This is a genomic window from Amycolatopsis sp. NPDC051045 (assembly GCF_040682955.1).
GTDB lineage: Bacteria > Actinomycetota > Actinomycetes > Mycobacteriales > Pseudonocardiaceae > Amycolatopsis.
Genome location: NZ_JBFBCC010000046.1, coordinates 1 through 24,197, shown reverse-complemented (window position 1 = coordinate 24,197; position 24,197 = coordinate 1). Strand labels below are relative to the sequence as shown.

Below are 24,197 nucleotides of genomic sequence, written 5' to 3'. Positions count from 1 at the left end.
CACCAGCCTCACCTCCACGGCCAGCCTCGCGATCACCAGCCCGGATGTCCACGCGACACGATGACAGCGTCAACGTTTCTTGATGAAGCACTAGGTAGACGCGCGTGCGGACGGGAAGCAGGTCAAGCTGGGTGCTCTGCAGTGCACTCAGGTGGCGCCGAACGTAGTACGCCGAGCACTTCAGGTACCTGGTCCTTCCCGAGGTGGTGGAGCTTGATGTCGAACTCGATTCCGTCCGAGCCGTAGGAGCCTGTGACAAACGGGGTGAATCCCTCTGGAACCGTCGTGCTCATGCAGCGGGGAGGCTCTGGCCGACCTTCGGTTTCCTCTTCAACTTTTCGCGAAAGTCCCTTCACCGTGGGAAATCCTGCGATCAGTTCAGCCGCCGAGCAGGATCCCGGAGCGCGGCAACCACCTGGAGTCGGACTAGGTTTCGCAGTTGCAGGCGAGTCGGTTATCAATGGCCCGTGAACGACTGTGATAGCTGCCAAGGCGATCGATGCAACGGCGACGCAGATGTGCCAGGCGCGGATCCTGGCTCAAGGGCACCGCGCGAGGACTCGTTCGCCCACCGCAGAGCAGTGGCGGAGACCGCTGTCACAGGGCTGATTCAGCCCGGCTCGACCTGAGACCGGTCTCGGCGTCGTCCGCCGCAGAGCGCACCCGGTTCTGCGGGCCTCGCACGGCGACGTAGACGGACAACACCACCATGACAGCCGCTCCCGCCCACATGGCCCGCTGCCATCCATCCACAAAGGACTCACGGGCCGCCTGGACGATCTGTGCCGCGTGCGAGCCGGTGCTACCCGAGACGTCGACGGCGTTGGCGACGCCTTCCCTGGCGACGTCCGCGGCCTCCTGGGGGACACCGGACAACTTGCCGTTGATCGAGCCGCGGTAGCCGGCGGACAGGAGCGCGCCCAGCAGGGCGACACCCAGGGCGGTGCCGAACTCGCGGGTGATGTCGTTGAGCGCGGAGGCGACACCCTGCTTGTCTCGCGGCAACGAGCCGGTGATGGCCTCTGTGGACGGTGTCATCGACAGGCCCATGCCGAGGCCCATGGCGACCAGCCCCGGCAAAATCGACAAGTAACCGCCTTCCACCGAGACGAACAGCCCCATGAACACCAGTCCCACGCCGGCCAGCGCGACGCCGGTGGTCATGGTCGCGCGGGAGCCGATGCGCTCGGCCAGCTTGGCCGCGAGGCCGGAGGCCAGCATCATCGAGATCGCCATCGGCATCAGGGCCGCCGTCGACGCCAGTCCCGACCACCCGAGCACGGCCTGGAAGAACGGGAACAGCACCACGCCGATGCCCGCCTGGACGCCGAAGACCACGAGCAACGTGAGCGAGCCGCCTGCCAGGCCGCGGTCCCGGAATAGGCGCACGTCCAGCAAGGAGGCGTCGCGGCGGCGCAGCTCCCACGCCACGAAGCCGATGCCGGCGACGATGCCGACGACCAGGCTGATCAACGTCTCGGGGGCGGTCCAGCCGCGTTCGGGTCCCTCCTGCAGTACGAAGATGAGGCCGACGACGGCGACGGTGGAGAGCAGCGCACCGACGGTGTCGAAGGGGTGAGCCGAGCGCTCGCGGGGGTTGGGCACCGACTTCACCGTCGTCACGAGCGCCACGAGGATCAGCGCGGTCGGGAGCGCGAACAGCCAGCGCCAGTCAGCGATGTCGACCAGGACCGCTGAGAGGAACATACCCAGGATGCCGCCGCCGCCCGCGACGGCCGTCCACACGCCGATGGCCTTGCCGCGCCGTTCCTCGGGGAAGGTGGAGGTGATGACGGCCAGGGTGATCGGCATGATGATCGCGGCGCCGACACCGCTGAGGGCGCGGGCCGCGATCATGACCTCGGCGGTCGGGGCCAGTGCCGCCACCACGTTCGCGATGCCGAACAACGTGAGCCCGGCGGTCAGCATGGGCTTGCGGCCCGAGCGGTCACCGAGCGCGCCGAGCGGCAGCAGCAGCGCAGCCAGGGTCAGGGTGTAGATGTTGATGATCCAGAGAACCGTGCCCAGCGAGGCCCCTAACTCGACGGCCATGTGGGTCTGCGCGACGTTGAGGCCCGAGACCGAGGCGACGACGGCCATCAACGAGATGGACACGGAGATGAGGATGGTGCGCAGCTGACGCGCGTCCGGTGTGGCAGTCCCCGGTGCGGGCTGGTTGGTGCTCATCGGTTCCTCTCAGAAGGGCATGGGAGATCACGGCGCCGGGCGGTGCCCGGACGCCGGAAGTGGTTGCGGGAAGCGCAGGTCAGCCGGTGGTGGCGCGGTTCAGCGCCGCGTCGGTGTCGGTCGTGACGAGCAGCGAGTTGATGTGCGCGGCGGCCAGGGCACCGGCCGCGGCGGAGGCTCCGACCTGGGCGGCCGGGTCGGTGGCGTTGCCTGCCACCCACACGCCGGGCACGTCGGTCGTTCCGGCCGGCCCGGAGACGAAGCGGCGGCCCATGTTGTCGGGCAGGTCCTCCATCGGCAGCCTCAGCCCGTCGAGTCCGTCGGTGCGGGCCTGCATACGGGTGGCGACCGCGAGAATCCTCCTGGCGATGACCGAGCCGTCGGCCAAGCGCAGGCCGGCGACGCTGCCGTCGTCAGCCGCCAGGACCTCTTCCACCGCGATGTCGACGATGCGAATACCCCTGGCGGCAAAGCGTTCGCGGGTGTTCTCGTCGAGTTCGTTGTCGCGGGTGAAGTAGACGAGGTCGTCGCTCAACTGCCGGAACAGCAGGGCGTGGTGGACGGACGCGGGGCCGGTGGCGAGGACGCCGATGGCCTCGTCCCGCGCTTCCCACCCGTGGCAGTACGGGCAGTGCACGACACCGTGGCCCCAGTGCTCGGCGAGCCCCGGCACGTCGGGCAGCACGTCCCGCAGACCGGTGGCCACCAGGACCCGGCGTGCCGTGATGGTCCTGTCGTCGGACAGGGTGACGGTGAAGCGCAGGTCGCCGCCGTCCGGTGCCTCGGCGGGTTCCGCCGCGGTCACCTCGCCGAAGACGACCTTGCCACCGTAGTGGCGCACCTGCTCGCGGCCGCGCTCCAGGATCTCGGCGGGCGGCGTACCGTCCAGCACGATGAAGCCGTGCATGGCCTCGGCCGGCGCGTTGCGGGGATCGCCGCTGTCGACCACGACGACGGAGCGGCGAGAGCGTGCGAGCATCAGCGCACCGTTCAGGCCTGCGGCTCCCCCGCCGATCACCACGACATCCACGGTCTCGCCGGTCAGTGCGTCGCTCGCGTACGCGGAAGTCTGTGCGGACATCTCGGCGCGTCCCTTCTGTTGTGCCTGGCCCGAGTCGGTCCAGGCCCTCTGCCACGATGTTAAGCAGGCTTTGCAGATCTGGCATACCATCTTGTCTATGACGCAAGAAGAAGGTGCGCTGGACGGCCTCGTGCGCAAACGGATCCGGGCACTGCGGGTCGCACAGGGCCTGTCCCTGGAGGAACTGGCCAAGCGAGTCCACCTGGGACAATCCTCGCTGAGCCGCATCGAGAACGGTCAGCGCCGCCTGGCGCTGGACCAGCTCGTCGCACTGGCCCGCGCCTTGGACACCACCCTCGACCAGCTGGTCGAGAACGCTGCGGACGATGTTGTCATCAGCCCGATGAACCACGGCGCCAACGGCCTGAGCTGGCCGATGAAGGGTGACCCGGCCATGAGCGTCATGCGCAGGCGGTTGACCGAGCCACCGCCGGACAATCCCGCCAAGATGCGCGCCCACCCCGGCAGAGAGTGGCTCGTCGTGCTGTCCGGCACCGCGACCCTGTTGCTCGGCGACCGCCGCTTCCGCGTCGAGACCAATCGTGCCGCCGAATTCCCGACCATGATGCCGCACGCCATCGGCGCGGAAGCTCGCCCGTGCGAGGTCCTGTTCATCTTCGACCGGGACGCCCGTCGCGGACATCGCGAGAACGACGACTCCGCGGACAACGGCTCATGACGGCACCACTTGCGTCCACGGCATTGCGCAGGCCCACTTCCTTGCGTAATAAGCAAGGATATATGCGACAGAGGCATAGTGCCTCTATCGTGGCAGCATGACGCACCCGCATGCCCAGCACCACGGCCACCATCACCAAGACGCGGACAGCGCGCAGGCGGAGATCCTCGAGCTGGACGCGGAAGTCCTCGCCGAGCACACCGTCGACATCATCAGGTGGCTGCCCCTGTACGGCCGCCCGCGCCAGCTCGTTGACCTCGCCTCAGGCACCGGAGCGGGCACGTTCGCCCTTCTCGACCAGTTCCCCCAGGCTCATGTGACAGCCGTGGACACCTCGCCCGGCCACCTGCAGCGGCTCAGCGAGAAGGCGTGCGCCCGCGGGGTGGACGGGCACGTGCGCACCGTGCTCGCCAACCTCGACGACGCCACGTGGCCAGACCTCGGCACCCCGGATCTCGTGTGGGCCTCGGGCTCCATGCACCACATGGCTGATCCCGGCCACGCCCTGCGCTCCGTCCACGACCTGCTCGCGTCCGGCGGTCTGTTCGTCGTGGTCGAGATGGCGGGCCTTCCTCGCTTCCTGCCCAGAACCGCACCCGCCGACCGGCCCGGCTTGGAAGACCGCGTCCACGCCGTGAGCGACCGGCTCCACGCCCAGCACCTCCCCCACCGCGGCGCCGACTGGGGGTCGATGCTCACCGCCGCCGGATTCGTGGTGGAGGGCGAGCTCATCGTTGACGTGGACGTCAAGGGCGCCGGCAACGCGGCGACCGGCCAGTACGCCCTCGGTGCGCTGCAACGCGTTCGCGGCGCGGTCGCAGCCGAGCTCGACACCGAGGACCTCGTCGCGCTCGACCGGCTGCTCGACGTCGACAGCCCGCACAGCCTCCTGCGGCGTGACGACCTCGCCGTCCACACCAAGCGTTCCGTCTGGGCCGCACGCCGCCCCTGAGGAAAAAGCCGCTCGTGAAACCGGAACCCCGCCGGCGGGCGCGCTCGCCGGCGCGGACGGCCCGCTCGGCAGCCGCATCACCCGCCTCACCCAGCCCCGGCCCACCTCACGGCGCCTGCCCGCCGCCGTGGCCCTCCTCCTCGCGGCCACCATGCTGGCGACACCACTCAGCCTGTACCTCACACCGCTCTGAGTCCGAACGACGAGAGTCGCTGGTTTCCGGCCGCAGCGGGACTGCCGGTCGGCGAACCGACAGCGCTGCGCGGCGACGTCCAAGCGGTCGCAGGTCCGTCTCTCCTCCCGTGGTCGGCCGGGCAGCCGCCTGACCGACGCAGAGCGCGACGACCGCTGCTGGCTCTTCGCGCCCGGATCGAAGGTGAGCTGGCGGGCGTGGAAGTCGAAGTGCTGGGTGGCGAAGTGGTAGACCTCGAGCACGCTCATGCGGTCCTGGCAGAAGGGATCCCAGCGGGGCGGGAAGGCCATCCCTCGCTGCAGGCCAGCCTCTGTTTCCGTATCGAGCCGGCGATGCAATGCGGCGACGACCCGGTCGAGCAACCGCGCCATCCGCCGGTGGTCGAACACCTTCGCCCCTCCGACCGAGCCCCAGAAGTCGGTCTTCGGCGGGGTATTCCCACAGGTAGCCGCCGGTGTGCCAGAGCATGATCCAGATCGGGGCCTTCCGCCAGCGGGGCGTCGTCGAAGTTCACGCGGTCCTTTCCCGGTGGCCGGCGTGGCCGAGCGCCTCGACGGCGGTGTCGATGTCGTGTTCGGTGGTGCCTCGGCCGAGGGAAAGCCGGATCGCGCCCAGTGCCCGGTCGGCGTCGATTCCCATCGCGGTGAGGACCGGGACGGGGGTGTGGATGCCGCTGTGGCAGGCCGAGCCGGTGGGCGCGGCGATCGCGGGCGTGGCGGCGAGGATGTCGTGGCCGCGGATGCCGTCGATGCTGATGTTGAGCGTGTTCGGCAACCGCTGTCCGGCCGGGCCGTTCAGGTGGACCCGGCCGGGCAGGGCCTCGGACAACCGGTGGTGCAGGTCGTCGCGCAAGGCCGAGATCCGCTTTGGTCCGTCGGCGGCGAGGTGTTCGGTGGCGAGCCGGGCGGCGGTGCCGAGCGCGACCGCGAGGGCGACGTTCTCGGTGCCCGCACGCAAGCCGCGTTCTTGGCTTCCGCCGTAGACGACCGGCTCCAGTTCGACGCCGTCACGCACGTACAGCGCGGCCGCGCCGCGGGGTGCGTACATCTTGTGCCCGACCACGGTCAGCAAGTCCACGCCGAGCCGGTCGACGTCGACCGGGATCTTCCCGCACACCTGGGCGGCGTCGCAGTGGAACAGGGCGCCGTGGCGGTGTGCGACTTCGGCCAGCTCACGGATCGGTTGCAGCGCACCGGTCTCGTTGTTGGCAGCCATGATCGAGACCACCGTCCGGGGATGCGGTGAACACGACTTCGCCCGGCCGGGCGCCGACCAGCTCGGCGACCGCACGTCGAGCCGCCGCGAGGGCGCGGCGGGGTTGTTCCGCGTAGGGGTGATCGCTGGAGGGGTTGCCGAAGAACTCCGTCCAGTAGGGCATCGCGGCTTCGGTGACGCGCGGATCGACCGGCGTGGTCGCGTTGTGGCCCAGGTACACCGGGTCGCTCATGCGATCGTCTCCACCGGCAGATCGGCCAGCCGCCACTCCAGCATGCCGTCGTCGAGGCGGATCGCGCGGCGGCCGCGATCCAACGCACTGGACACGTACCGCTTCTGGCGCGACCACGGCTACGCCGCCGGCGCCCTGCTCGCCGACACCCGCGCCACGACCGTCATCGCCGCCGCGGTCCTCACCGCCGCGTCCGGGCTCCTGGCAACCCGATGGATCACCGCTTGACCGCTGCCACCCGCTCGACGGTGCCGAGCTTGCGGCGCTCGGACCGGCTCACGTCGAACCCCGCCGCGTCCAGGAGCGGCAGCGACCGTCGGGGCTGGTAGTCGCCGAGCATCCGCACGGTGACCTTCTCCAGCACCCGCTGCCCGAACCTTCGCCGCGGCGCATCCATCGTCCGCGGCGCGATGACGCGGGCGCGGTGAGCAGACCGGTCCGGGTCTGCCACACCAGAAGAGGTCCCGGCCTGGGACTGCCGTGGCAGCGGAGCGCCGGTTCGGCGCTGATCGGTTACGTCGGCAGGGATGCTGCTCAGCTCGGCGGGCTCATCCGCTCACAGGCGTTCGCGCCGAACCGGTCTGAGCGAGAGCATCTGCCGCCGAGCAGACTCCTCCTTGTCCGGTGCGCAGCACGCGCAGTCATCCCATTGCCGATGACGAACACCACCGTCACCAAGCTCAGCACACCGAACGCGGCCAGCCGTCCCGGATTTCACTTGCGTCGCGGGAAGTGGGTCGCGAGGCCGTGACCGCGAACCCGGTACCGGGCGAACAACGCCGCGCCGACAATCTTCAGGATCACCAGCGCCAGGAGGATGTCGGCGGCCACGCTCGTCCAGCGCCACGCGGCCAGGACCGCGCCACCGAACGCGAGGTGGGCGCCCACGGCGAGCGCCGCGGCGACCACGAGCGCGATCGTCGTTGTCCGTGACCGGCGAGCCGCGCCGACGGGATCGGATTTGGTCGCCGGGTCACCCGGCCAGCTCACCGTCAGACCGTCGCGTTGCCCGAACCTTTCCAGGTCCGCGGTGAGAATGCCCTGAAGCCCCGTCAGCTTGTCCGCGTCGTCCGCCTCGATGTGCACCACCAAAGTGTCCGAAGTGGACCTGAGGGTGCAGTCACCCCAGCTGAACGCGATCTTTCCTTCGTTCTCGGCATACTCCACCTTCACCACCTCGGGCCGCACCTGCCCGTCCCCGCCGTGCAGGTGCCGTGCTTTCCCGCCCATGGCTTCGGCGTGGCGGCACAGCTGGGTGAGGAATCGTTCGGCGCGCGGGGTGACGATGTGCGCTTCGGCGACCGGCATGGTTCAGCTCCTCGTACACGCGGCGAACCAGGCGCGGATGCCGTCGGGGTCGGTGGTGATTTCGATGGTGGCGGGCTCGATGGAGTCGACGTGCCAACCGTTGGCGAAGGCACTGGCGATGTCCGCCTTCGGCACGCGATGAACCCATGGCCAGTCGCCGGCCGGCTGGCGATCACTGAAGCAGAGCAGGAAGCAGCGGCCGCCGGGTGTCAGCACGGCCCGCAGGCCATGGACGTAGGCGGCGCGATCTTCCGCGTCGAAGCTGTGGAACAAGCCGCAGTCGAGGACGGTGTCGAACGACTCCCCCAGCTCTGCCACCTGGCGGGCGTCCTGGTGGACGAACCGCGCGGTCCGCCCTCGCTCGCGGGCTTTCTCTTCGGCGCGACGCAGGGCCGCGGACGCCAGGTCGATCCCCGTGGCGGCCAGGCCGAGCCCGGCGCACATCAGCACGTGTTCACCGGTTCCGCACCCGGCGTCGAGGACCCGGCCCTGAATCGCGCCCGCGTCGGCGAGAGCCCGGAAAACCCCTTGGGGCCGGCCGAGGTCCCACGGTGGCGGTGTGCGGTACAGGTCGTCGGGTCCGCCCGGGCGATGGGGACGGGAGCAGGGCGATGCGGTAGTCATCTGCCCAGTTTTATCGAGACAGTTTGTCGCTGTCAATCCATCGTGTCTCTACAGCGTCGTTGTGTATGCTCTGGACGTGCCGAAGCTGTGGAACGACACGATCGAGGCGCACCGGGAGGCGGTGCGCGACGCGACCCTGGACGCGACAGCGGAACTGGTGGCCGAGCACGGGCTGACCGGCGTGAAGATGTCGCAGATCGCCGCGAAGACGGGGATCGGGCGGGCGACGCTGTACAAGTACTTCCCGGACGTCGAGGCGATCCTGTCCGCCTGGCACGAACGCCGGATCCGCGCCCACCTCGCCCAGCTCGCCGAAATCCGCGACCAGGACGGCACGGCCCGCGAACGGCTCGAGAAGGTGCTCGACGCGTACGCGGAGATCCAGCACGAACGGGCCCCGCACCACCACGGCACCGAACTGACGGCATTGCTGCACCGCGGCGAGCACGTCGCCCAGGCCCAGCACCACCTGCACGCGCTGTTCCGCGACCTGCTCTCGGAAGCGGCGGCGGAGTCCGGGGACATCCGGGACGACGTGGCAGCCGACGAGCTGGCGACCTACTGCCTCCATGCCCTGTCCGCGGCCGCCACCCTGCCGTCCCGTGCCGCGGCCCACCGTCTGGCCACGATCACCTTGACCGGACTGCGACACCCTGGCTGACCGTCAGCGTTGGAGGGCAGGCCGCGCTATTCCGTCAGGAACGCGAGCGTGCTCCGCGCGAGCCGAGCTTCCACGTCCACCGGGTCAACGGCGGTCGCACGCCGAAACTTCTGCGCGGCGACCAGGGACAGGAGCCACCACGCCGCGGCCTCGCAGTCGAGGTCCGCGCGGAGTTCGCCGGACGCACGCCCACGCTCCAGCAGCAGCACGACCCCGGCAGCCATCCGCCGCGTCGAATCCCGTGCCGCGGCCTCGATTTCCGGTTCACCGGTCACCGTCGCCGCATCGGAGAAGATCGCGCCCACCGATCCGGCGGCGTGCACCTGCTCCAGATGATCCGGCGCCAGGGCAGCAGTCAGCAACTCGGTCACGGGAACCGCCGACGCGGCCAGATCCGCAAGCCAGGCGGCCGCGTGGTCGGCGGCGCGGTGCACGACGGCGGCGAACAGGGCCGCCTTGGTCCCGAAGTTCTGGAAGACCACCGGTTCGCTCACCCCGATTCGCGCGGCCACCGTCGAGATCTTGCCCCGCTGGTAGCCGACCTCGGCGAACAACTCGGTCGCCGCCGCGAGGATCGACTCCCGGCGCTGCTCGGCCGTCATCCGCGACCGCCGGGCCGGGGCGGTCACCTCTTGCTGCTCGCTCACCCCGGCATCGTAACCAGCCTTGTCTCCTAACTTAGTCACGGCTAAGCTCAACCTCGTTCTTAGTCGTGACTAAGTTATGGGGTACGGGATGAACCTGGGCGAACTGCTCCACGGAAAACCGCAGGCCGACGCGCCCGGCGCGATCAGCCGGGCGTGGTCGTACGAGAAATTCGAAGCACTGGCGTTCGCCGGGCGCCGGCAACGCACCTTCGGGCGCTTGGTGCGGCTCAGCGGCGCGAAGCCCGGCGACCAGGTGCTCGACGTGGGCTGCGGCCCCGGCTACCTCACCGCGCTCGCCGCCGGCGCGGTCGCGCCCGGCGGCTCGGCCGAGGGCATCGACGCGTCCGCGTCGATGATCGAACAGGCGCGCCTTCGCCGCGGCGGTGCCGGTTGCTCGTTCCGGGTCGGCAAGGCCGAAACCCTTGCTGCCGCAGACGGATCGTTCGACGTGGTGCTGTCCAGCCTGATGGTGCACCACCTGCCCGAGGAGAACCGGGCAGGCGCGTTCGCCGAGATGTTCCGCGTGCTTCGCCCGGGCGGGCACCTGCTGATCGCCGAATTCCGGCCGCCACGCAGCCGCCTCGGCCGCCATCTGGTCGGAGCGACCGCGGGGCCCGTCATGCGAGACAATCCGATCGATCGCCTCGCGCCGATGGCTCGTGAGGCGGGCTTCGAAGACGTGATCGACGGCGTGGTCCGCCCCTTCTTCTACTACGTCCGGGTGGACAAGCCGGGGCAGCCTTCGTAAGCGTGGTCAGCGCACGGATGCGGGCCAGCGACGGTGGACGTCGTCGATGACGAACTCGTGGCTGTGCCGCCACACACCGTCCCCGTCCTCGATCGCGTCGGTGAGGTGACCGGGGTCTTCGATCTCGTCGTGGGTGTGCTCGATGACGCCGGGGTCGCGTCGCGGCCACCACAGCGCGGCACCGGCGAACCCGGCCACTCCCAGGACAGCGAGCACGATCCACGTCGGGGTGAACCCGGCCGCCGTGGCCAGCCACCCGGCGATCGGGTAGGCCAGCAGCCAGCACGCGTGCGACAGCGAGAACTGAGCGGCGAAGACCGCGGGCCGATCGCTCGCCCGGCTGGACCGGCGCAGGACCCGGCCGACCGGCATCAGGATCAGGCCGGTCCCGATCCCGATCACGGCCCACACCACCCATGCGGCGGCCCATCGCCAACCGCCGGCCTCGGCCGTGGACAGCGCGATCGCCCCGGTGATCCCGCCGAGCAGCACCCCGGCGCCGGTCAGCATGACCGTGCGCTCGGCGACCTGGTCGAGGGCCCGCGGCAGCAGCAGGGCGGCCACGATCGTGCCGGCGCCGTTGCCTGCCAGCAACAGCGCCACGTCGGCCTGCGACCGGCCGAGGGTGTCCTGGACGTAGTTGACGGTGTTGACCATGACCACCGAGCCGACCGCCGCGACCACGAGGTTCAGACCCAGTACGCCGCGCAGCCGCGGGGTCGCCGCAGAGATGCGGACCCCGGCCAGCGTCCGGTCCCAGACCCCGCCGCGGTGGCTGCGGACCGCGTTCGGGATCCGGGTGGTCACCACCAGGACCGCCGAGGCGAGAAAGCCGGCCGAGGTGCCGGTGAACAGCCAGTGGAAGCTCACCACACTCAGGGCCGCGGCGGCCAGCATCGGGCTGAGCAGGCTCTCCAGGCTCGAGGCCAGCTGCGACGCGGACAAGGCCCGTGTGTAGTCAGGCTCGTCAGGCAGGATGTCCGGCAATACCGCCTGGAACGTGGGGGTGAACGCCGCGGACGCCGACTGCAGCACAACGATCAGCACGTAGATCTGCCACACCTGATCCACGAACGGAAGCGCCAGCACGACCAGGGCGCGCACGAGATCCAGGCACACCAGCAGTACCCGGCGCGGCACCCGGTCGGCATAGGCACCCGCGATCGGGGCCACCGTGACGTAGGTGATCATCTTGATGGCCAGGGCCGTGCCCAGCACCGCGCCCGCCTCGGCGCCGGCCAAGTCGTAGGCGAGCAGCCCGAGCGCTACGGTCGTGAGCCCGGTCCCGAACAGCGCCACCAGCTGCGCCCCGAACAGATGCCGGTAGTCCCGATGACCGAACAAGCCCGACATCCCGGAACACTCCTACCTGAAGACGACTGACCTCCATGATAGGTGCACATGTACGCACACGACGAGTCCAGGGATCAATGGACTCAGCTACCGCCGCCTGACCAGGTAGAAGCCGCGTCGACCTCGCTGCGGATGCTGGCTGACCCGACCCGGATGCGGATGCTGTGGCTGCTCAGCGGCGACGAATACGACGTCTCCTCCCTGGCCGCCGCGGTCGGCATCGCCCGCCCCGCGGTGTCCCAGCACCTGGCCAAGCTCCGCCTCGCCGGACTGGTCAGCCTGCACCGGGACGGCCGTCGCGCGCTGTACCGGGCCCGCGGCGGGCACGTCCGCCGCCTGCTGGCCGAAGTCATGAACGCCGCCGACCACCATCTCCACGGCATCCCGGATCACGACTAGCCGCAGGTCACCGCTCGCACCGCGCAGCGACGCCCACCGCAAGGAACAGCGGCACGGCCAGGAACAGCCGGCCCGTCTCGGCACGGCGGGGCTTGCTCGGCCAGCCAGGTGCCGGCCTGGTCCCGCTCGACCGCCCCAGTCGCGCACGGCGCGGCGGCGAACCCGCCCAGCATCGCCGACACCAGCCGGTCGGTGAAGACCGCGGTCTGCACCTCGACGGTGACCTCACCGAAGCGGCGTCGAGCAGCAACGACGGCGCCGGGACCCGCCACCGCCGGGCGAACGTGGCCACCACGGTCGCCACGACCACGAGGAACAGGACGGTTTCGACCCCGCGCATCAGCCGGTGCTTCCGATCCGAATCCGGATGCCGACCAGACTTCCCGGCGCGCCGGGCTCAGCCTACGCGACGCGCGCACACGACCGTGGCCGTCGATGCGCGTCCACTCCGACGAACCCCCACTAGCCTGAGGCGGTGACGATCGAGCTAGTCCTGCTGCCGCGGGTGGCCTACCGCGGCCGAGAGATCACCAGCCCCCGCCTCGGCGGGCTGCTCGCCCTGCTCGCCGACGACCTCCGCACCGGCGCCAGCACCGCCCGCCTGGTCGAAGGGCTCTGGCCGGACGAGCGACCGGAACACCCCGCCAAGGCGCTGCAGGTGCTCGTGTCCCGCGCGCGAGCTCAGCTAGGCCACGACGTCATCGAAGCCACGCCGTCCGGCTACCGGCTCACCATGGCCGAGAACCAGGTGGACGCCGGCGCACTGGCGCTCAACGCGACCGCCTGCGCCCGGCTCTCCCGCGAGGGCGACCACGAAGCCGCGCTCGCCCACGCCGAGGCAGGCCTGGCGCTCTGGACGGCGCACGACGACCCGGGCAGCGCCGATCCGCTCAGCGCGCTGCGGACGGCCCGCGCGTCGACCAGCCGGTGGCTGGTCCGAGCCCGCGCGCTGTCCCGATCGCGCCTGGGCCGAGCCGCCGAGGCGGTCGAGGAGCTGGCCGAGCTGGCGGCGGACCGACCGCGCGACGAGGAACTGCTCCTGGAACTGCTCCGCAGCGAAGTCGCGACGGTCGGACCGGCCGCCGCGTTGGCCCGCTACGAGGACTACCGGCGCAAGGTGCGCGACGAGCTCGGCAGCGACCCGGGCCCTGCGTTGCGCGAGCTGCACCAACAGCTTCTGCAGGGCGCAGCACCCGCGGTGCGCCACGGCGTCGCCCACGAGCCGAACCCGCTGCTCGGCCGGGACTCCGACCTGGCCGCCGTCGCCGGGCTGCTGCGGACGTCCCGGGTCACCTCGATCGTCGGCGCGGGCGGCCTGGGCAAGACCCGGCTCGCCCACGCCGTCAGCCGCCGGGCCGAGCAGCGGATCGTGCACTTCGTGCCGCTCGCCGGGATCACCCGTGACGACGAGGTCGCCGCCGAAGTCGCCTCGGCGGTCGGTGGTGCCGACACGGGAGGCCCACCGGGCAGCCGCCCGCCCGCCCCGCGCGACGCCGTGACAGGCATCCTCGACGCGCTCAGCCCCGGCCCGGCGCTGCTGGTGCTCGACAACTGCGAACACGTCGTGCGCGGCGCGGCCGACCTGGTCCGGACGCTGGTCGCGCTCAGCGCGGACCTGCGGGTGCTCACGACCAGCCGGACCCCGCTCGCGATTTCGTCGGAGTCGGTCTACCCGCTCCCGGAACTGGACCCGGCCACCGCCGCCGCACTGTTCCGGCAGCGGGCCCGAGCCGTCCGCCCGGACGGCGAACTGCCGGAGGAGGCCGTCGGACAGCTGTGTGCGCACCTCGACGGCTTGCCGCTCGCGATCGAGCTGGCCGCGGCGCGGACGCGGGTCATGTCGGTCACCGAGATCGCCCAGCACCTCGACGACCGGTTCGCCCTTTTGCGCGGCGGTGCCCGCGACGCCCCGCCTCGGCACCGCACGCTGCAGGCCGTCATCGACTGGAGCTGGACGCTCCTCGACGAGCAGGGCCGGGCCGCCCTGCGGGTCCTGTCGGTCTTCCCCGGTGGCTTCACCGCCGACGCCGCCCGGCACGTGCTCGGCGACGCCACCTTCGACCTGCTCGACCAGCTCACCGGCCACTCGCTGCTCAAGGTCCGGGAAACCCCGGCGGGCACGCGGTTCCGGATGCTGGAGACGGTCCGCGAGTTCAGCGCCGCGCGCCGCGAGGAAGCCGGCGAAACCGCAAAGAGCACCACCGGCTTCCTGACCTGGGCCGTGTACTTCTCCTTGGCCCACCACGACTCCCTCTTCTGCGCCGACCTCGTCCAAGCCATGCGACGGATCGCTGCCGAGCAGGACAACTTGGTGCACGCGCTGCGGCACGGCATCGACCACTCCGACGGCGCGACCGTGGCGGCGACGGCCGCCGTACTGGGCGGCCTGTGGACGTTCGAATCGAACTTCGCCCGGATGGCCGCCCTCGTCGAGGAGACCTCCTGGCTCCTCTCGCACTTCCGTCCCGGGCCCGGCCTGGTGGCTGCGACCCGGGCATCGCTGGTGCTGAGCGCGGTGAACAGTTTCCTGTTGCACGGCCCGCGACCCACCCGTTCCCTGGTCGCTCTCCGCCGCCTCCCGCCCGCCGCGCCGGGTACGCTCGGGCACGCCGCCGAGACAGTGATCCGCGCGGTGGGGGCGACGGACTTCGCCCCCTTGTTCTCCTTGTGCGACCACGAAGATCCGCTCGTCGCCGGGTTGGCCGAGGGCGTCGCCAGCTATGCGTGGTCGGCTCTCGACGATCCGGACCGCGCCCTGGCCGCGGCCGAGCGCATGGTCGCCGTGTTCGACGTCCGGGAGTCGCCGTGGCTGCGCGCCGTCGCCCACGCCCGGGTCGGGGAACTGTGCCTGGAACTGGAACGCGGGGAAGAAGCACGGCGGTCGATCAGCACCGTGCTCGCGGTGCTCGACGAGACCGACACCTGGCCCGGCGCGGCCCGGATCCGGGGTGCGCTGGTCCTGGCCAACCTGCAGACCGGCGCAATCGACGAGGCGGAACACTGGCTCGAACAGGCCATGCTGACCGGCGGCAGCGAGGTGGCCGGGGCCTCCATGGTGGACGTCGGCGCCCGCGCGGAAATCCTTCTCGCCCGCGGCGACGCCGACACCGGCCTGCGCCTGTGGCGGCAGGCCGCCGACCGGCTCCGATCCACAAAGGACACAGGTCCCGGCGCGGACGGCTGGATGTGGGAGACCCAAGCCGTCACGGTGATCGCCCACGCCCACCACGGGCGCCTCGACCTCGTCACTGAGATCACCGACGACCTCCCCCGCGCGCTGCCCGGCCTGCTCGACGACCCCGGGACGTCGGTCCCGGTCTGCGGCGCTCTCCTGCTGGCGCTGGCCCTGACCGACCTCGACCGCGCGCAGACGGCCGGCGAGCGCTCGGCGGCGGTGCGCTTGATCGCCCTCGCCGAGCGGTTCCGGTATGTGCGGGGCTTCCACCCCACGATGTCCTCGGCCCGCATCCGAGCCCTGGCCGAGCAAGCCGACGAGCCGGCGTACACCGACGCGCAGTCGGAATACGCCGGCCTCGGCCGCGAGGAGCTGCGAGCCGCGGCTATCGCGGCACTGGCGCTCAGGCCGCGGGATCGCGCCTGAACAATGCCCGCGCCCAGACGTAACCCGCAACGGCGAACCCGGCGCACCAAGCCACGGCGATCCAGGCACTGCTACCGACCGGTGTGCCCAGCAGCAGGCCGCGCAGGGTGTCGATGACCGGCGTGAACGGCTCGTGGCGCGCGAACCAGCGCACCGCACCCGACATGGTGTCCGTGGGCACGAACGCGCTGCTGAGGAACGGCAGCACTTGCACGAACAGGATGAAGAGGTTCGCACCTTCGGCGTTCTTCGCCGCCAGCCCGACCGCGACCGCCAGCCAGGTCAGCGCGAACGCCAGCAGGAGGACCAGTCCCAGCGTCGCGAGCCACCCGCCCAGCCCCGCGGCGGGACGGAACCCGAACAGCAGCGCCACCCCGACGACCAGCGTCGCGCTGACCACCGTGCGGAGCACCGCACCCAGGACGTGGCCGGTCAGCACCGACACCCGCGCGATCGCCATCGTCCGGAACCGCGAGATGATTCCCTCGGTCATGTCGCGGTTCACCGCCAGCGCCGTCATCGAGGCGCCGTATCCGACAGTCATCAGCAGGATTCCCGAAACCAGGTAGTCGACGTACGCCCCGCCGCCCGGCCGGGTCGCGAACCCCGCGTTCAACGCGCCGCCGAACACCCCGACGAACAGCAGCAGGAGCAGCACCGGCATGCCCAACGCCATGATCATCATGCCGGGGTACCGGCGCAGGTGCCGCAGATTGCGCCGCAGCATGGTCGCCGAATCACGCATCGCGTAGCTCATCGCACGGCCTCCTTATCGGTCGTGAGAGCGAAGAAGACGTCGTCGAGGTCCGGGGTGTGCACCGACAGGCTGCCGACGTCCACAGCGGCAGCATCCAATCGGTCGAGCAGCCCGCGCAACGAACGGACCCCGCCGTCGCCGGGCACCGACAGCGTCAACGCGGACTCGTCCCGGTTGCCCTCTCCAAGCGCCCGTGCGGCGGCGTCGAGGCTCGCGGCGTCGGCGAACTGCAGCCGGACGTGGCCGCCGGGGACCCGCCGCTTGAGCTCGTCCGGGGCGCCTTCGGCGACCACCTTCCCGTGGTCGAGCACCGCGACCCGCCCGGCCAGCTCGTCGGCCTCGTCCAGGTACTGCGTCGTCAGGAAGACGGTGACGCCGCCGGCGACGAGGTCCCGGATGATCCGCCACATGGTCTGCCGGCTGCGCGGGTCGAGCCCGGTGGTCGGCTCGTCGAGGAACAGCACGCGCGGCGCGCCGACAAGCGTCATGGCCAGGTCGAGCCGCCGCCGCATCCCGCCCGAGTAGGCCGACACCAGCTTGCCCGCGGACTCGACGAGGTCGAACTGCTCGAGCAGCTCGGCCGCCTTCCGCCGCCCTTCGGCGCGGCCGAGGTGGTGCAGGTCCGCCATCAGCAGCAGGTTCTCCTCGCCGGTCAGCAGGTTGTCGACCGCCGAGAACTGCCCGGTGACGCCGATCGCCGCGCGGACCCCGTCCGGCTCGGCGGCCACGTCGTGCCCCGCGACCGAAGCCTGCCCGCCATCGGCGCGGATCAGGGTGGACAGGATCCGCACGGCGGTCGTCTTGCCCGCACCGTTGGGCCCGAGCAGGGCGAAGACCGTGCCCGCGGTGACGTGCAGGTCGATGCCATCGAGCACGACCTGGTCACCGAAGGACTTGCGCAGCCCGCTGGCCGCTATCGCCGGGGTGGTCACCGTTCTCCTCTCGTCCGCCGTGACCTCGGCGGCCACGGCTGTCACGAGGGTGCGCGACCCCGGTTTCAGCCTGGTTTCAGGCCGCTTTCCACCCGGCCGGCTACTTACCGGGTTTCTCCTTGATCGACTCCTGGTAGATGTCGGCGTAGGTGCGCGAATCCTTGATCAGCTCGTCGCAGAAGGCCGCGACGTCCTCGCCGATCACTTCCAGGACGCCCTTGCCGTTCGCGGCGCCCTCCTCGAAGAAGTCGACGATCCCCGAGAGCAGGTTCCCCTCGAGCAGGTCAACCGGCCCGACCTTGAACAGGTACTTCTGCATCTCCTTGTAGACGATCTGGTAATCCGGCGGGAGGGCTTTGACCCGGGCCATGTGCGCCCGCCACTGCTTCTTGCCTTCGATGATGTCTTGGATGCCCATGTCAGCCTCCCAGCCTGCCCAGTTTTTTCGCCACATTCCTGTTCAGCTGTTTCCGCCACCGGTCGCGGAAGGTGCGGGCCCCTTCACCGCCGGCCAGCGCCGCGCAGAAGCCCGCGATGTCTTCCCCCAGCACGTCGTGGACGCTCTGCCCCTCCGCCGCGGTTTCCTCCAGCAGTCCCAGTGCCCCGTCGAGGATCGGCATCAGATTGCGACCCGTGAAGTCCCCGTACGGGAAGAGGTGCGCCTTGATCTGCTCCCACGCCGCCCGGTAATCCTCCGGCAATGCCCCGGCTCTGGCTTCGAACGCCTGGTATTCCCGGCTGAGGTCGCTGCCGGTGACGGTCTCCCAGAAGTTCATTTCCCGCCCTCCTTCAATTTGTCGATCCGCGACGAGACGTACTGCCACTTCGCCCAGAACCGGCCGAGTTCTTCACGGCCCGCGTCGTTGAGCCGGTAGAACTTGCGCGGCGGCCCCTTCTCGGACGGCCGTTTCGTCACCTGGACGAGCTTGTTCTTCTCCAGCCGCAGCAAGATCGTGTACACGGTGCCCTCGACGACATCGCCGAAGCCGAGAGCGTTCAGCCGGCGCGTGATGGCGTAGCCGTAGGTCTCTTCGTCGCCGATGATCTGCAGCACGCAGCCTTCAAGGGTGCCCTTCAGCATCTCCGTCAGGTCGTCCATCGCACCTCCACACTTGCCCTGGCGCCACTAGTCAGTACTACTGTATATCAGTACTCAGCACTACTGAGTAGTCCGACGAGGGGAGACCCGATGACAGCGATTCAAGTTCGCGGCCTCGAGAAGTCGTACAAGGAGCTGCACGTCTTGCGCGGCGTGGACTTCGACGTGGCGCGGGGCAGCATCTTCGCCCTGCTCGGGTCGAACGGCGCGGGCAAGACCACCGTGGTGCGGATCCTGTCCACGCTGCTCAAACCGGACGCGGGGACCGCAGCGATCAACGGCTTCGACGTCGTCACCCAGGCCGACGACGTTCGGGCGGCCATCAGCCTCACCGGGCAGTTCGCCGCGGTCGACGAAATCCTCAGCGGCCGCGAAAACCTCGTGCTCGTCGCGCGGCTGCGGCGTCTGAAGCACCCCGGCAAGATCGCCGACGACCTGCTGGAACGCTTCTCACTGACCGACGCGGGCGCACGGCGGGTGTCGACCTACTCCGGCGGCATGCGCCGCCGCCTCGACATCGCCATGAGCCTCATCGGAGACCCGTCGGTGATCTTCCTGGACGAGCCGACCACCGGACTCGACCCCGAGGCCCGCCTCGAAGTGTGGGCCGCGGTGAAGGGCCTCGCCGCGCGCGGTACGACGGTGCTGCTCACCACCCAGTACCTGGACGAGGCCGAGCAGCTCGCCGACCGGATCGCGATCCTGCACGAGGGCCGGATCATCGTGAACGGCACGCTCGCCGAACTCAAGCAGCTGCTCCCGCCCGCCGAGGTCGAATACGTCGAGAAGCAGCCGACCCTCGAGGACGTCTTCTTCGCCGTCGTCGGCACCCGCACGGAAAGCGAGAACCGATGACCACGCACGCTCTCGGCGACACCACCGTCCTCTTGGGACGCTCCCTGCGCCACATCACCCGCAGCCTGGACACCATCATCACGACCGTCGTCACGCCGGTCGCCATGATGCTGCTGTTCGTCTATGTCTTCGGCGGCGCGATCGACACCGGATCGGGCTCGTACGTGAACTACATGCTGCCCGGAATCCTGCTGATCACGATCGCCTCGGGCATCGCCTACACCGCGCTGCGGCTCTTCACCGATCTCAAGAGCGGGATCTTCGAGCGCTTCCACTCGATGCCGATCGCCCGGTCGGCCGTGCTGTGGGCGCACGTGCTCACCTCGCTGGTCGCCAACCTGATCTCGCTCGTCGTGGTCGTGGGCGTCGCGCTGCTCATGGGCTTCCGCTCCAGCGCTGGAACGGAAGCCTGGCTCGCGATCACCGGCATCCTGCTCCTGTTCACCCTGGCCCTGACCTGGATCGCGGTGCTCGCCGCCCTCACCGCGAAAACGGCGGAAGGCGGCGGCGCGTTCTCCTACCCGCTCATCTTCCTGCCGTTCCTCAGCTCGGCGTTCGTTCCGACCGGCACGATGCCCGGCCCGGTCCGCTGGTTCGCCGAACACCAGCCGGTGACGTCCATCGTCAACACCATCCGCGCCCTGTTCACCGAGCAGCCGGTCGGCACCGACATCTGGATCGCCCTCGCCTGGTGCGCGGGAATCCTCGTCGTCGCCTACGTCTTCGCCGCCGCGGCCTACCGCCGCAAGATCTCCTAAGCCGTGTCAGGGCGGTGGCTGCCCCATGTCAGGGCGGCCGGAGATCGTAATCGCAGCTTCGAACCCGGAAAGGATCACAGCATGACCATCGAACACGGCGGCGACGTCGAGCAGGGCTGGGGAAAGGTCGCTGACGCGTTCCGCGCGAACTTCGACGCTCCCGGTGAGATCGGCGCGGCTTGCAGCGTCTACGCCGGCGGCCGTCCCGTCGTCAACCTGTGGGGTGGCCTCGCCGACCGTCAGGCGAACCGGCCGTGGCGCGAAGACACCATCACCCAGGTCGCCTCCACCACCAAGGGCGCCGCGGCGATCTGCGCCCACCTGCTGGTCCAGCGCGGCGAACTGGACCTCGACGCCCCGGTGACCCGGTACTGGCCGGAGTTCGGCGCCGCCGGCAAGGAGGACATCCTCGTGCGCTGGCTGCTGTCGCACCAGGCCGGCCTGCCGGTCGTCGACGGCCCGCTGACGTTCGAGCAGGCGTGCGCCTGGGACCCCGTCATCCACGCGCTCGAAGCGCAGAAGCCGCTGTGGCAGCCCGGCACCCAGCACGTCTACCACGCCGTCACCTACGGCTTCCTCGTCGGCGAAGTCGTCCGCCGGATCACCGGCAAGTCGCTGGGCACGTTCTTCGCCGAAGAGGTGGCCGCCCCGCTCGGGCTCAGCGCCTGGATCGGGCTGCCCGAAGGCCACGAGCCCCGCGTGGCGCAGTTCGAAGACGCCGCTCCATTCACGGTGGAGGAACTGCTCGCCGGGATGATCGCGACCACCGGGCTTGACGCGGACACCGTCACCAAGTGGGTCGAATCCATGTGGACCCCGGACGCGATCCAGATGCGCGCGGGCGTTCTGGGCGGCGCCATGGACCCCACCACCGGCTACTTCCGGACGCGCGCCTGGCGTGCAGCAGAGTTCCCGGCCGCGAACATGGTCGCCGACGCGCACTCGCTGGCCCGGATGTACGCCGCCACCGTCAGCGACGTCGACGGCCTCCGGCTGCTCGACCCGTCGACCGTCGACACCATGACGGAGATCCAGACCGACAAGTCGACGATGTACGGAGTGCCGGCCGGCCTGGACATCCCGGCCGACCGCTCCTTCAACATGTCACTCGGCTTCTGGCGCGCCTGCCCGCCACTGCCGATGCTCGGACCCGGCTCGTTCGGTCACCCTGGCTCCGGCGGCTCGATCGCCTTCGGCGACCCCGACGCCGGCGTCGGCTTCGGCTACGTCACCAACCTCTGGAACTACCGGCCCGACGACCCCCGGGCGGCGAACCTCGCCAAAGCCGTGCGGACCTGCCTCGGCTGACGCGACTCCCGGAGGCGCGTGCCCATCCCTGCGGTGGGCACGCGTCAGGGAGCTGTCGTCGTCCGGCCAACTGCTGCGGCAACGGCGGAGGGCAGGACGGCGAGACCGAAGTCGTCTGGACGTCCGGTACCGACGCACAGGCCGCCGCCGAAGCCGAGCTCACCCGGCAGGGGCTGCCCCCTTCCCTGCTTGCCGAGCACGGCGTCAGCTTCGGTTCGAACACCGCCGAGACGCCGTTGCCGGCCGCGTTCGTCGTCGTCCTCGTCGTGTTGGCGCTGCTGAACCTGGCCGGTCGGCGCGCCGGCCAGGTGCTGTCCTGGGTCTTTCACCCGCTGCTGGCCGTGGCCGGGGCGCTGATCGTGCCGGCTCAGCTGTTCACCAGTACATTCCTCGCCGCGAGCTTCCGCGACTCCGGTGATCCGATGCTCCGCCGGGTCGATGTCCCGAAGCTGGTCGACGCCGCCGGGCACGCCATGCCGAGCTGGCTTCCCGTCGTAGACGGAGCGAAGCTGGTCCTGACCACAGCCGGTTCCCTGACGGTGATCGTCCTGCTGGCGCTGCCGTCGGCGCGTGCCTTCTTCCGGGCACGAAGGCGGATCAATCCGACGTCAACATCCCGCAGCACAGCGTGAAGGAAGTAGTGGTGCGGCGTGCGCGGCGGCCCCCATCGCGTCATGGTTCGTGACGGAGTTTCCGAACCGGAGGGGTTTCGATGAGCGACCTGGCCTACACGCTGATGCTGATCGGCGGTTTCGTCGTGCTGCCCCTGGTGCTGCGCGTCGCGGAACGCTGGTGCGAAGCGCACCCGCGCCGGACCGAGGTCGCTCCGGCGCGGGTGGGGGCACGTCGAGCGGGACTAGCTCCGCCGCTTGCCCGGCAAGGTCAGGCTTTCGCTGACCCGCCACAGCTTCGCCACCGCGTCCGGGTCGACCGCCGCCGCGCTCGCCTTGGCCGGCAACCGGCCGTCGTAGTAGGCGCCGCTGAGCACCTTCGTCTTCGGGTTCGCCAGCCGCGCCAGCACCTCGGCGCCCTCGGCCACGGGACGGCCGCGGTAGCTGTAGTGCGCCAGCATGCCGGTGGCGATGATGCCGGGGTGCACGCTGACCGCCTCGCGCACCTTCGGCCGGAGCTCGGTCAGCGCTGTCGTGAGCATCGTCAGCGCCAGCTTCGACTGCGCATAGACGGCGCCACGGTGGTACCGGCGCTTGGACCCGAGGTCGTCCCAGTTGATCCTGCCGCCGCGGTGCAGCGACGAGTACCCGTTGACCACCCGGCTCACCGGCGACGCCGCGAGGGTGTCCTCCAGCAGCCGGCCAGCAGGTACGGCGCCAGGTAGTTGACCTCGAACACCTGCTCGTGGCCGTCCTTGGTGACGATCCGGCCACCGGCGCCGGCGGTACCGGCGTTGTTGACCAGGACGTCGATCCGCGGGCACCGCCCAGCGATCGCATTGGCCAGGTCGGGTGGCTCGGCGGGGTCCGTAGCAGACGTAGTAGGCGCTCTCGGTCGGATCCGAGAGTGAGCGGCGGGGCGAGCAGCCAATGCCCGCGCCCGGCCTGCCAGCCGATCCGGATCGGCACCCGCGCCCAGTCGTACTCCCGCGGCCCGGTGGCTGCGGCCCGCGGCCCGTGCGCACCGGCCCGACCGACACCCGCCGCCACGCCCGGGCGGGCAGAGCCGCGATCAGCTCATCGGCCCGGGGCTTCGCGACCACCGATGGTGACCAGGGTGTCGTCGACCTTGGTGGCCAGCACGTGCGCGGCATCGTGAGCTTCCAGCCACAACCGCAGGTACTTGACCTGCCCACAGGCCTCATCAGCGGTGCCCCACGCGAAGGGCACTTTCGCGGCGAACACCCGCGCCAGCATCGCCATGGCTTGCCGAGGCTTGGTCTCGAACTCGGTCCCCTCCGGGATCCCTGCCCGCCGGCACCGTTCCGGGTCGGCGGTCCAGGGCTCGGGCAGATACAGCTCCCGGTCGATCAGCGCATGCCCACAAGGCGAGGCGTAGTCCAGGAACGTGCCGATCTGACAGTTTTCGATCCGGCCCGCGTTCCGGAATACTGCCGCTGCGCTCCGGCCGAGCGCGTGCCTTTCTTCAGGAACCCGGTGTCGTCAACGATCAACACCCCACCCGGTTCACCGAGATGCTCGACGACGTAGTCCCGCACGTCGTCGCGACCCCGTCGAAGTCCCAGTCCGCCCAGCGCAGCAGCCGCTGCATACCGTCCGGCGACACCTCACCGGCCTGCTCGGCCAGCGTCCAGCCGTTCTTCCGCTCCAACCCCGCCACCAGCCCGGATACATACTCCCGCGCACGCTTGCGCGGTTCTGACCGCGTGAACCGGCCCGCGATCCGTTCATGCACCCGGTCCAGTTGATCCATCACCACATCGACCACCACCAGGATGATCTACCACAACACCACTAACTGTTGCGGGGCATGACGTTGGTGACGCGGGCGAAGGCCTGAGACGAGGGACGGGTCTTTCGGCGGCAGGATGAGAAGTGCGACCCACTCGTCCGCCGAGCAGAAAGACCCGTCCATGCACCACCGTAATGCCCCGTTGTCTATTGAGGGCCGCCGCCGGCTCGTCGCGCGTTGCCAG

General features: G+C 70.2%; 26 protein-coding genes and 1 pseudogene. 11 read left to right on the top strand and 16 right to left on the bottom strand.

Going from position 1 to position 24,197, the window contains the following annotated elements; genetic code table 11:
* Window positions 1-597: 597 nt before the first annotated feature.
* Window positions 598-2,187: an MFS transporter gene (locus tag AB0M80_RS43250; protein WP_364576374.1), complete on the bottom strand. Its 1,590-nt coding sequence runs from the start codon at window positions 2,185-2,187 to the stop codon at window positions 598-600.
* 79 nt (window positions 2,188-2,266) lie between these two features.
* Entirely contained in the window at window positions 2,267-3,358 is a 1,092-nt protein-coding gene (locus tag AB0M80_RS43245; RefSeq protein ID WP_364576373.1) for an NAD(P)/FAD-dependent oxidoreductase, read from the bottom strand.
* 7 nt (window positions 3,359-3,365) lie between these two features.
* Here AB0M80_RS43245 and AB0M80_RS43240 point away from each other — a divergent pair, with 7 nt between their 5' ends.
* Both AB0M80_RS43240 and AB0M80_RS43235 read left to right on the top strand, forming a co-directional pair.
* The gene (locus tag AB0M80_RS43240) at window positions 3,366-3,947 is read left to right on the top strand and encodes an XRE family transcriptional regulator (protein ID WP_364576372.1); all 582 of its coding nucleotides are present in this window, start codon (window positions 3,366-3,368) and stop codon (window positions 3,945-3,947) included.
* Between the two features lie 97 nt (window positions 3,948-4,044).
* Window positions 4,045-4,899, top strand: coding sequence for a class I SAM-dependent methyltransferase (locus tag AB0M80_RS43235; protein WP_364576371.1), 855 nt, complete (start codon window positions 4,045-4,047; stop codon window positions 4,897-4,899).
* Window positions 4,900-5,602: 703 nt separating this feature from the next.
* On the opposite strand, the gene AB0M80_RS43230 is transcribed toward AB0M80_RS43235, so the two are convergent.
* Together AB0M80_RS43230 and AB0M80_RS43225 are read right to left on the bottom strand one after the other, a co-directional pair.
* Window positions 5,603-6,307 (bottom strand): aminotransferase class V-fold PLP-dependent enzyme, encoded by a 705-nt coding sequence (locus AB0M80_RS43230; RefSeq protein ID WP_364576370.1) that lies wholly within the window; start codon window positions 6,305-6,307, stop codon window positions 5,603-5,605.
* Window positions 6,264-6,539, bottom strand: coding sequence for an aminotransferase class V-fold PLP-dependent enzyme (locus tag AB0M80_RS43225; RefSeq protein WP_364576369.1), 276 nt, complete (start codon window positions 6,537-6,539; stop codon window positions 6,264-6,266). Before AB0M80_RS43225 ends, AB0M80_RS43230 begins: the two co-directional genes overlap by 44 nt.
* 42 nt (window positions 6,540-6,581) lie before the next feature.
* Between AB0M80_RS43225 and AB0M80_RS43220 the strand changes: the two genes are divergently transcribed.
* Complete coding sequence (locus AB0M80_RS43220) at window positions 6,582-6,767, top strand: hypothetical protein (RefSeq protein ID WP_364576368.1); 186 nt, start codon at window positions 6,582-6,584, stop codon at window positions 6,765-6,767.
* On the opposite strand, the gene AB0M80_RS43215 is transcribed toward AB0M80_RS43220, so the two are convergent.
* From AB0M80_RS43215 to AB0M80_RS43205, 3 genes are all read right to left on the bottom strand, one after another.
* Window positions 6,757-6,990, bottom strand: a complete 234-nt coding sequence (locus tag AB0M80_RS43215) for a hypothetical protein (RefSeq protein ID WP_364576367.1) — start codon at window positions 6,988-6,990, stop codon at window positions 6,757-6,759. The genes AB0M80_RS43220 and AB0M80_RS43215 overlap by 11 nt on opposite strands.
* Before the next feature lie 263 nt (window positions 6,991-7,253).
* Window positions 7,254-7,847: a DUF2218 domain-containing protein gene (locus AB0M80_RS43210; protein ID WP_364576366.1), complete on the bottom strand. Its 594-nt coding sequence runs from the start codon at window positions 7,845-7,847 to the stop codon at window positions 7,254-7,256.
* Between the two features lie 3 nt (window positions 7,848-7,850).
* On the bottom strand, window positions 7,851-8,471 hold the full coding sequence (locus tag AB0M80_RS43205) for a class I SAM-dependent methyltransferase (RefSeq protein WP_364576365.1): 621 nt from the start codon (window positions 8,469-8,471) through the stop codon (window positions 7,851-7,853).
* 76 nt (window positions 8,472-8,547) lie between these two features.
* Here AB0M80_RS43205 and AB0M80_RS43200 point away from each other — a divergent pair, with 76 nt between their 5' ends.
* A complete protein-coding gene (locus tag AB0M80_RS43200; RefSeq protein ID WP_364576364.1) occupies window positions 8,548-9,132 on the top strand; it encodes a TetR/AcrR family transcriptional regulator in 585 nt (194 codons plus the stop codon).
* Between the two features lie 26 nt (window positions 9,133-9,158).
* Here AB0M80_RS43200 and AB0M80_RS43195 read toward each other — a convergent pair whose 3' ends face one another.
* Window positions 9,159-9,779 (bottom strand): helix-turn-helix domain-containing protein, encoded by a 621-nt coding sequence (locus AB0M80_RS43195; RefSeq protein WP_364576363.1) that lies wholly within the window; start codon window positions 9,777-9,779, stop codon window positions 9,159-9,161.
* A gap of 88 nt (window positions 9,780-9,867) precedes the next feature.
* On the opposite strand from AB0M80_RS43195, the gene AB0M80_RS43190 reads away from it, so the two are divergent.
* A complete protein-coding gene (locus AB0M80_RS43190; protein WP_364576362.1) occupies window positions 9,868-10,527 on the top strand; it encodes a class I SAM-dependent methyltransferase in 660 nt (219 codons plus the stop codon).
* Window positions 10,528-10,533: 6 nt separating this feature from the next.
* On the opposite strand, the gene AB0M80_RS43185 is transcribed toward AB0M80_RS43190, so the two are convergent.
* A complete protein-coding gene (locus AB0M80_RS43185; RefSeq protein ID WP_364576361.1) occupies window positions 10,534-11,880 on the bottom strand; it encodes an MFS transporter in 1,347 nt (448 codons plus the stop codon).
* Window positions 11,881-11,928: 48 nt separating this feature from the next.
* Here AB0M80_RS43185 and AB0M80_RS43180 point away from each other — a divergent pair, with 48 nt between their 5' ends.
* Window positions 11,929-12,279: a metalloregulator ArsR/SmtB family transcription factor gene (locus AB0M80_RS43180; RefSeq protein ID WP_364576360.1), complete on the top strand. Its 351-nt coding sequence runs from the start codon at window positions 11,929-11,931 to the stop codon at window positions 12,277-12,279.
* Window positions 12,280-12,754: 475 nt separating this feature from the next.
* Window positions 12,755-15,880, top strand: coding sequence for a BTAD domain-containing putative transcriptional regulator (locus AB0M80_RS43175; RefSeq protein ID WP_364576359.1), 3,126 nt, complete (start codon window positions 12,755-12,757; stop codon window positions 15,878-15,880).
* Here the strand turns inward: AB0M80_RS43175 and AB0M80_RS43170 are convergent.
* From AB0M80_RS43170 to AB0M80_RS43150, 5 genes are all read right to left on the bottom strand, one after another.
* Window positions 15,858-16,637, bottom strand: a complete 780-nt coding sequence (locus AB0M80_RS43170) for an ABC transporter permease (protein ID WP_364576358.1) — start codon at window positions 16,635-16,637, stop codon at window positions 15,858-15,860. The two genes, AB0M80_RS43175 and AB0M80_RS43170, sit on opposite strands and share 23 nt — an antisense overlap.
* Window positions 16,634-17,569 carry an ATP-binding cassette domain-containing protein gene (locus AB0M80_RS43165; protein WP_364576357.1) on the bottom strand — a complete coding sequence of 312 codons (936 nt, stop codon included), beginning with the start codon at window positions 17,567-17,569 and terminating at the stop codon, window positions 16,634-16,636. The genes AB0M80_RS43170 and AB0M80_RS43165 overlap by 4 nt, the downstream gene beginning before the upstream one ends.
* Before the next feature lie 100 nt (window positions 17,570-17,669).
* Entirely contained in the window at window positions 17,670-17,987 is a 318-nt protein-coding gene (locus AB0M80_RS43160; RefSeq protein ID WP_364576356.1) for a DUF1048 domain-containing protein, read from the bottom strand.
* A 1-nt stretch (window position 17,988) separates the two neighbouring features.
* The gene (locus tag AB0M80_RS43155) at window positions 17,989-18,345 is read right to left on the bottom strand and encodes a DUF1048 domain-containing protein (protein WP_364576355.1); all 357 of its coding nucleotides are present in this window, start codon (window positions 18,343-18,345) and stop codon (window positions 17,989-17,991) included.
* Window positions 18,342-18,668: a PadR family transcriptional regulator gene (locus tag AB0M80_RS43150; protein ID WP_364576354.1), complete on the bottom strand. Its 327-nt coding sequence runs from the start codon at window positions 18,666-18,668 to the stop codon at window positions 18,342-18,344. The genes AB0M80_RS43155 and AB0M80_RS43150 overlap by 4 nt, the downstream gene beginning before the upstream one ends.
* Before the next feature lie 90 nt (window positions 18,669-18,758).
* On the opposite strand from AB0M80_RS43150, the gene AB0M80_RS43145 reads away from it, so the two are divergent.
* The 4 genes from AB0M80_RS43145 (at window position 18,759) to AB0M80_RS43130 (ending at window position 22,221) form a co-directional block, all read left to right on the top strand.
* Window positions 18,759-19,523, top strand: coding sequence for an ATP-binding cassette domain-containing protein (locus AB0M80_RS43145; protein ID WP_364576353.1), 765 nt, complete (start codon window positions 18,759-18,761; stop codon window positions 19,521-19,523).
* Window positions 19,520-20,281 carry an ABC transporter permease gene (locus tag AB0M80_RS43140; protein ID WP_364576352.1) on the top strand — a complete coding sequence of 254 codons (762 nt, stop codon included), beginning with the start codon at window positions 19,520-19,522 and terminating at the stop codon, window positions 20,279-20,281. The genes AB0M80_RS43145 and AB0M80_RS43140 overlap by 4 nt, the downstream gene beginning before the upstream one ends.
* An 81-nt stretch (window positions 20,282-20,362) precedes the next feature.
* Window positions 20,363-21,589 carry a serine hydrolase domain-containing protein gene (locus tag AB0M80_RS43135; protein WP_364576351.1) on the top strand — a complete coding sequence of 409 codons (1,227 nt, stop codon included), beginning with the start codon at window positions 20,363-20,365 and terminating at the stop codon, window positions 21,587-21,589.
* A 236-nt stretch (window positions 21,590-21,825) separates the two neighbouring features.
* On the top strand, window positions 21,826-22,221 hold the full coding sequence (locus AB0M80_RS43130) for a hypothetical protein (RefSeq protein WP_364576350.1): 396 nt from the start codon (window positions 21,826-21,828) through the stop codon (window positions 22,219-22,221).
* Between the two features lie 224 nt (window positions 22,222-22,445).
* Here AB0M80_RS43130 and AB0M80_RS43125 read toward each other — a convergent pair whose 3' ends face one another.
* Window positions 22,446-22,868, bottom strand: coding sequence for a hypothetical protein (locus AB0M80_RS43125; protein ID WP_364576375.1), 423 nt, complete (start codon window positions 22,866-22,868; stop codon window positions 22,446-22,448).
* 183 nt (window positions 22,869-23,051) lie between these two features.
* Window positions 23,052-23,992 (bottom strand): annotated as a pseudogene (locus AB0M80_RS43120) (IS701 family transposase); the annotation flags it as partial.
* Window positions 23,993-24,197: the final 205 nt, after the last annotated feature.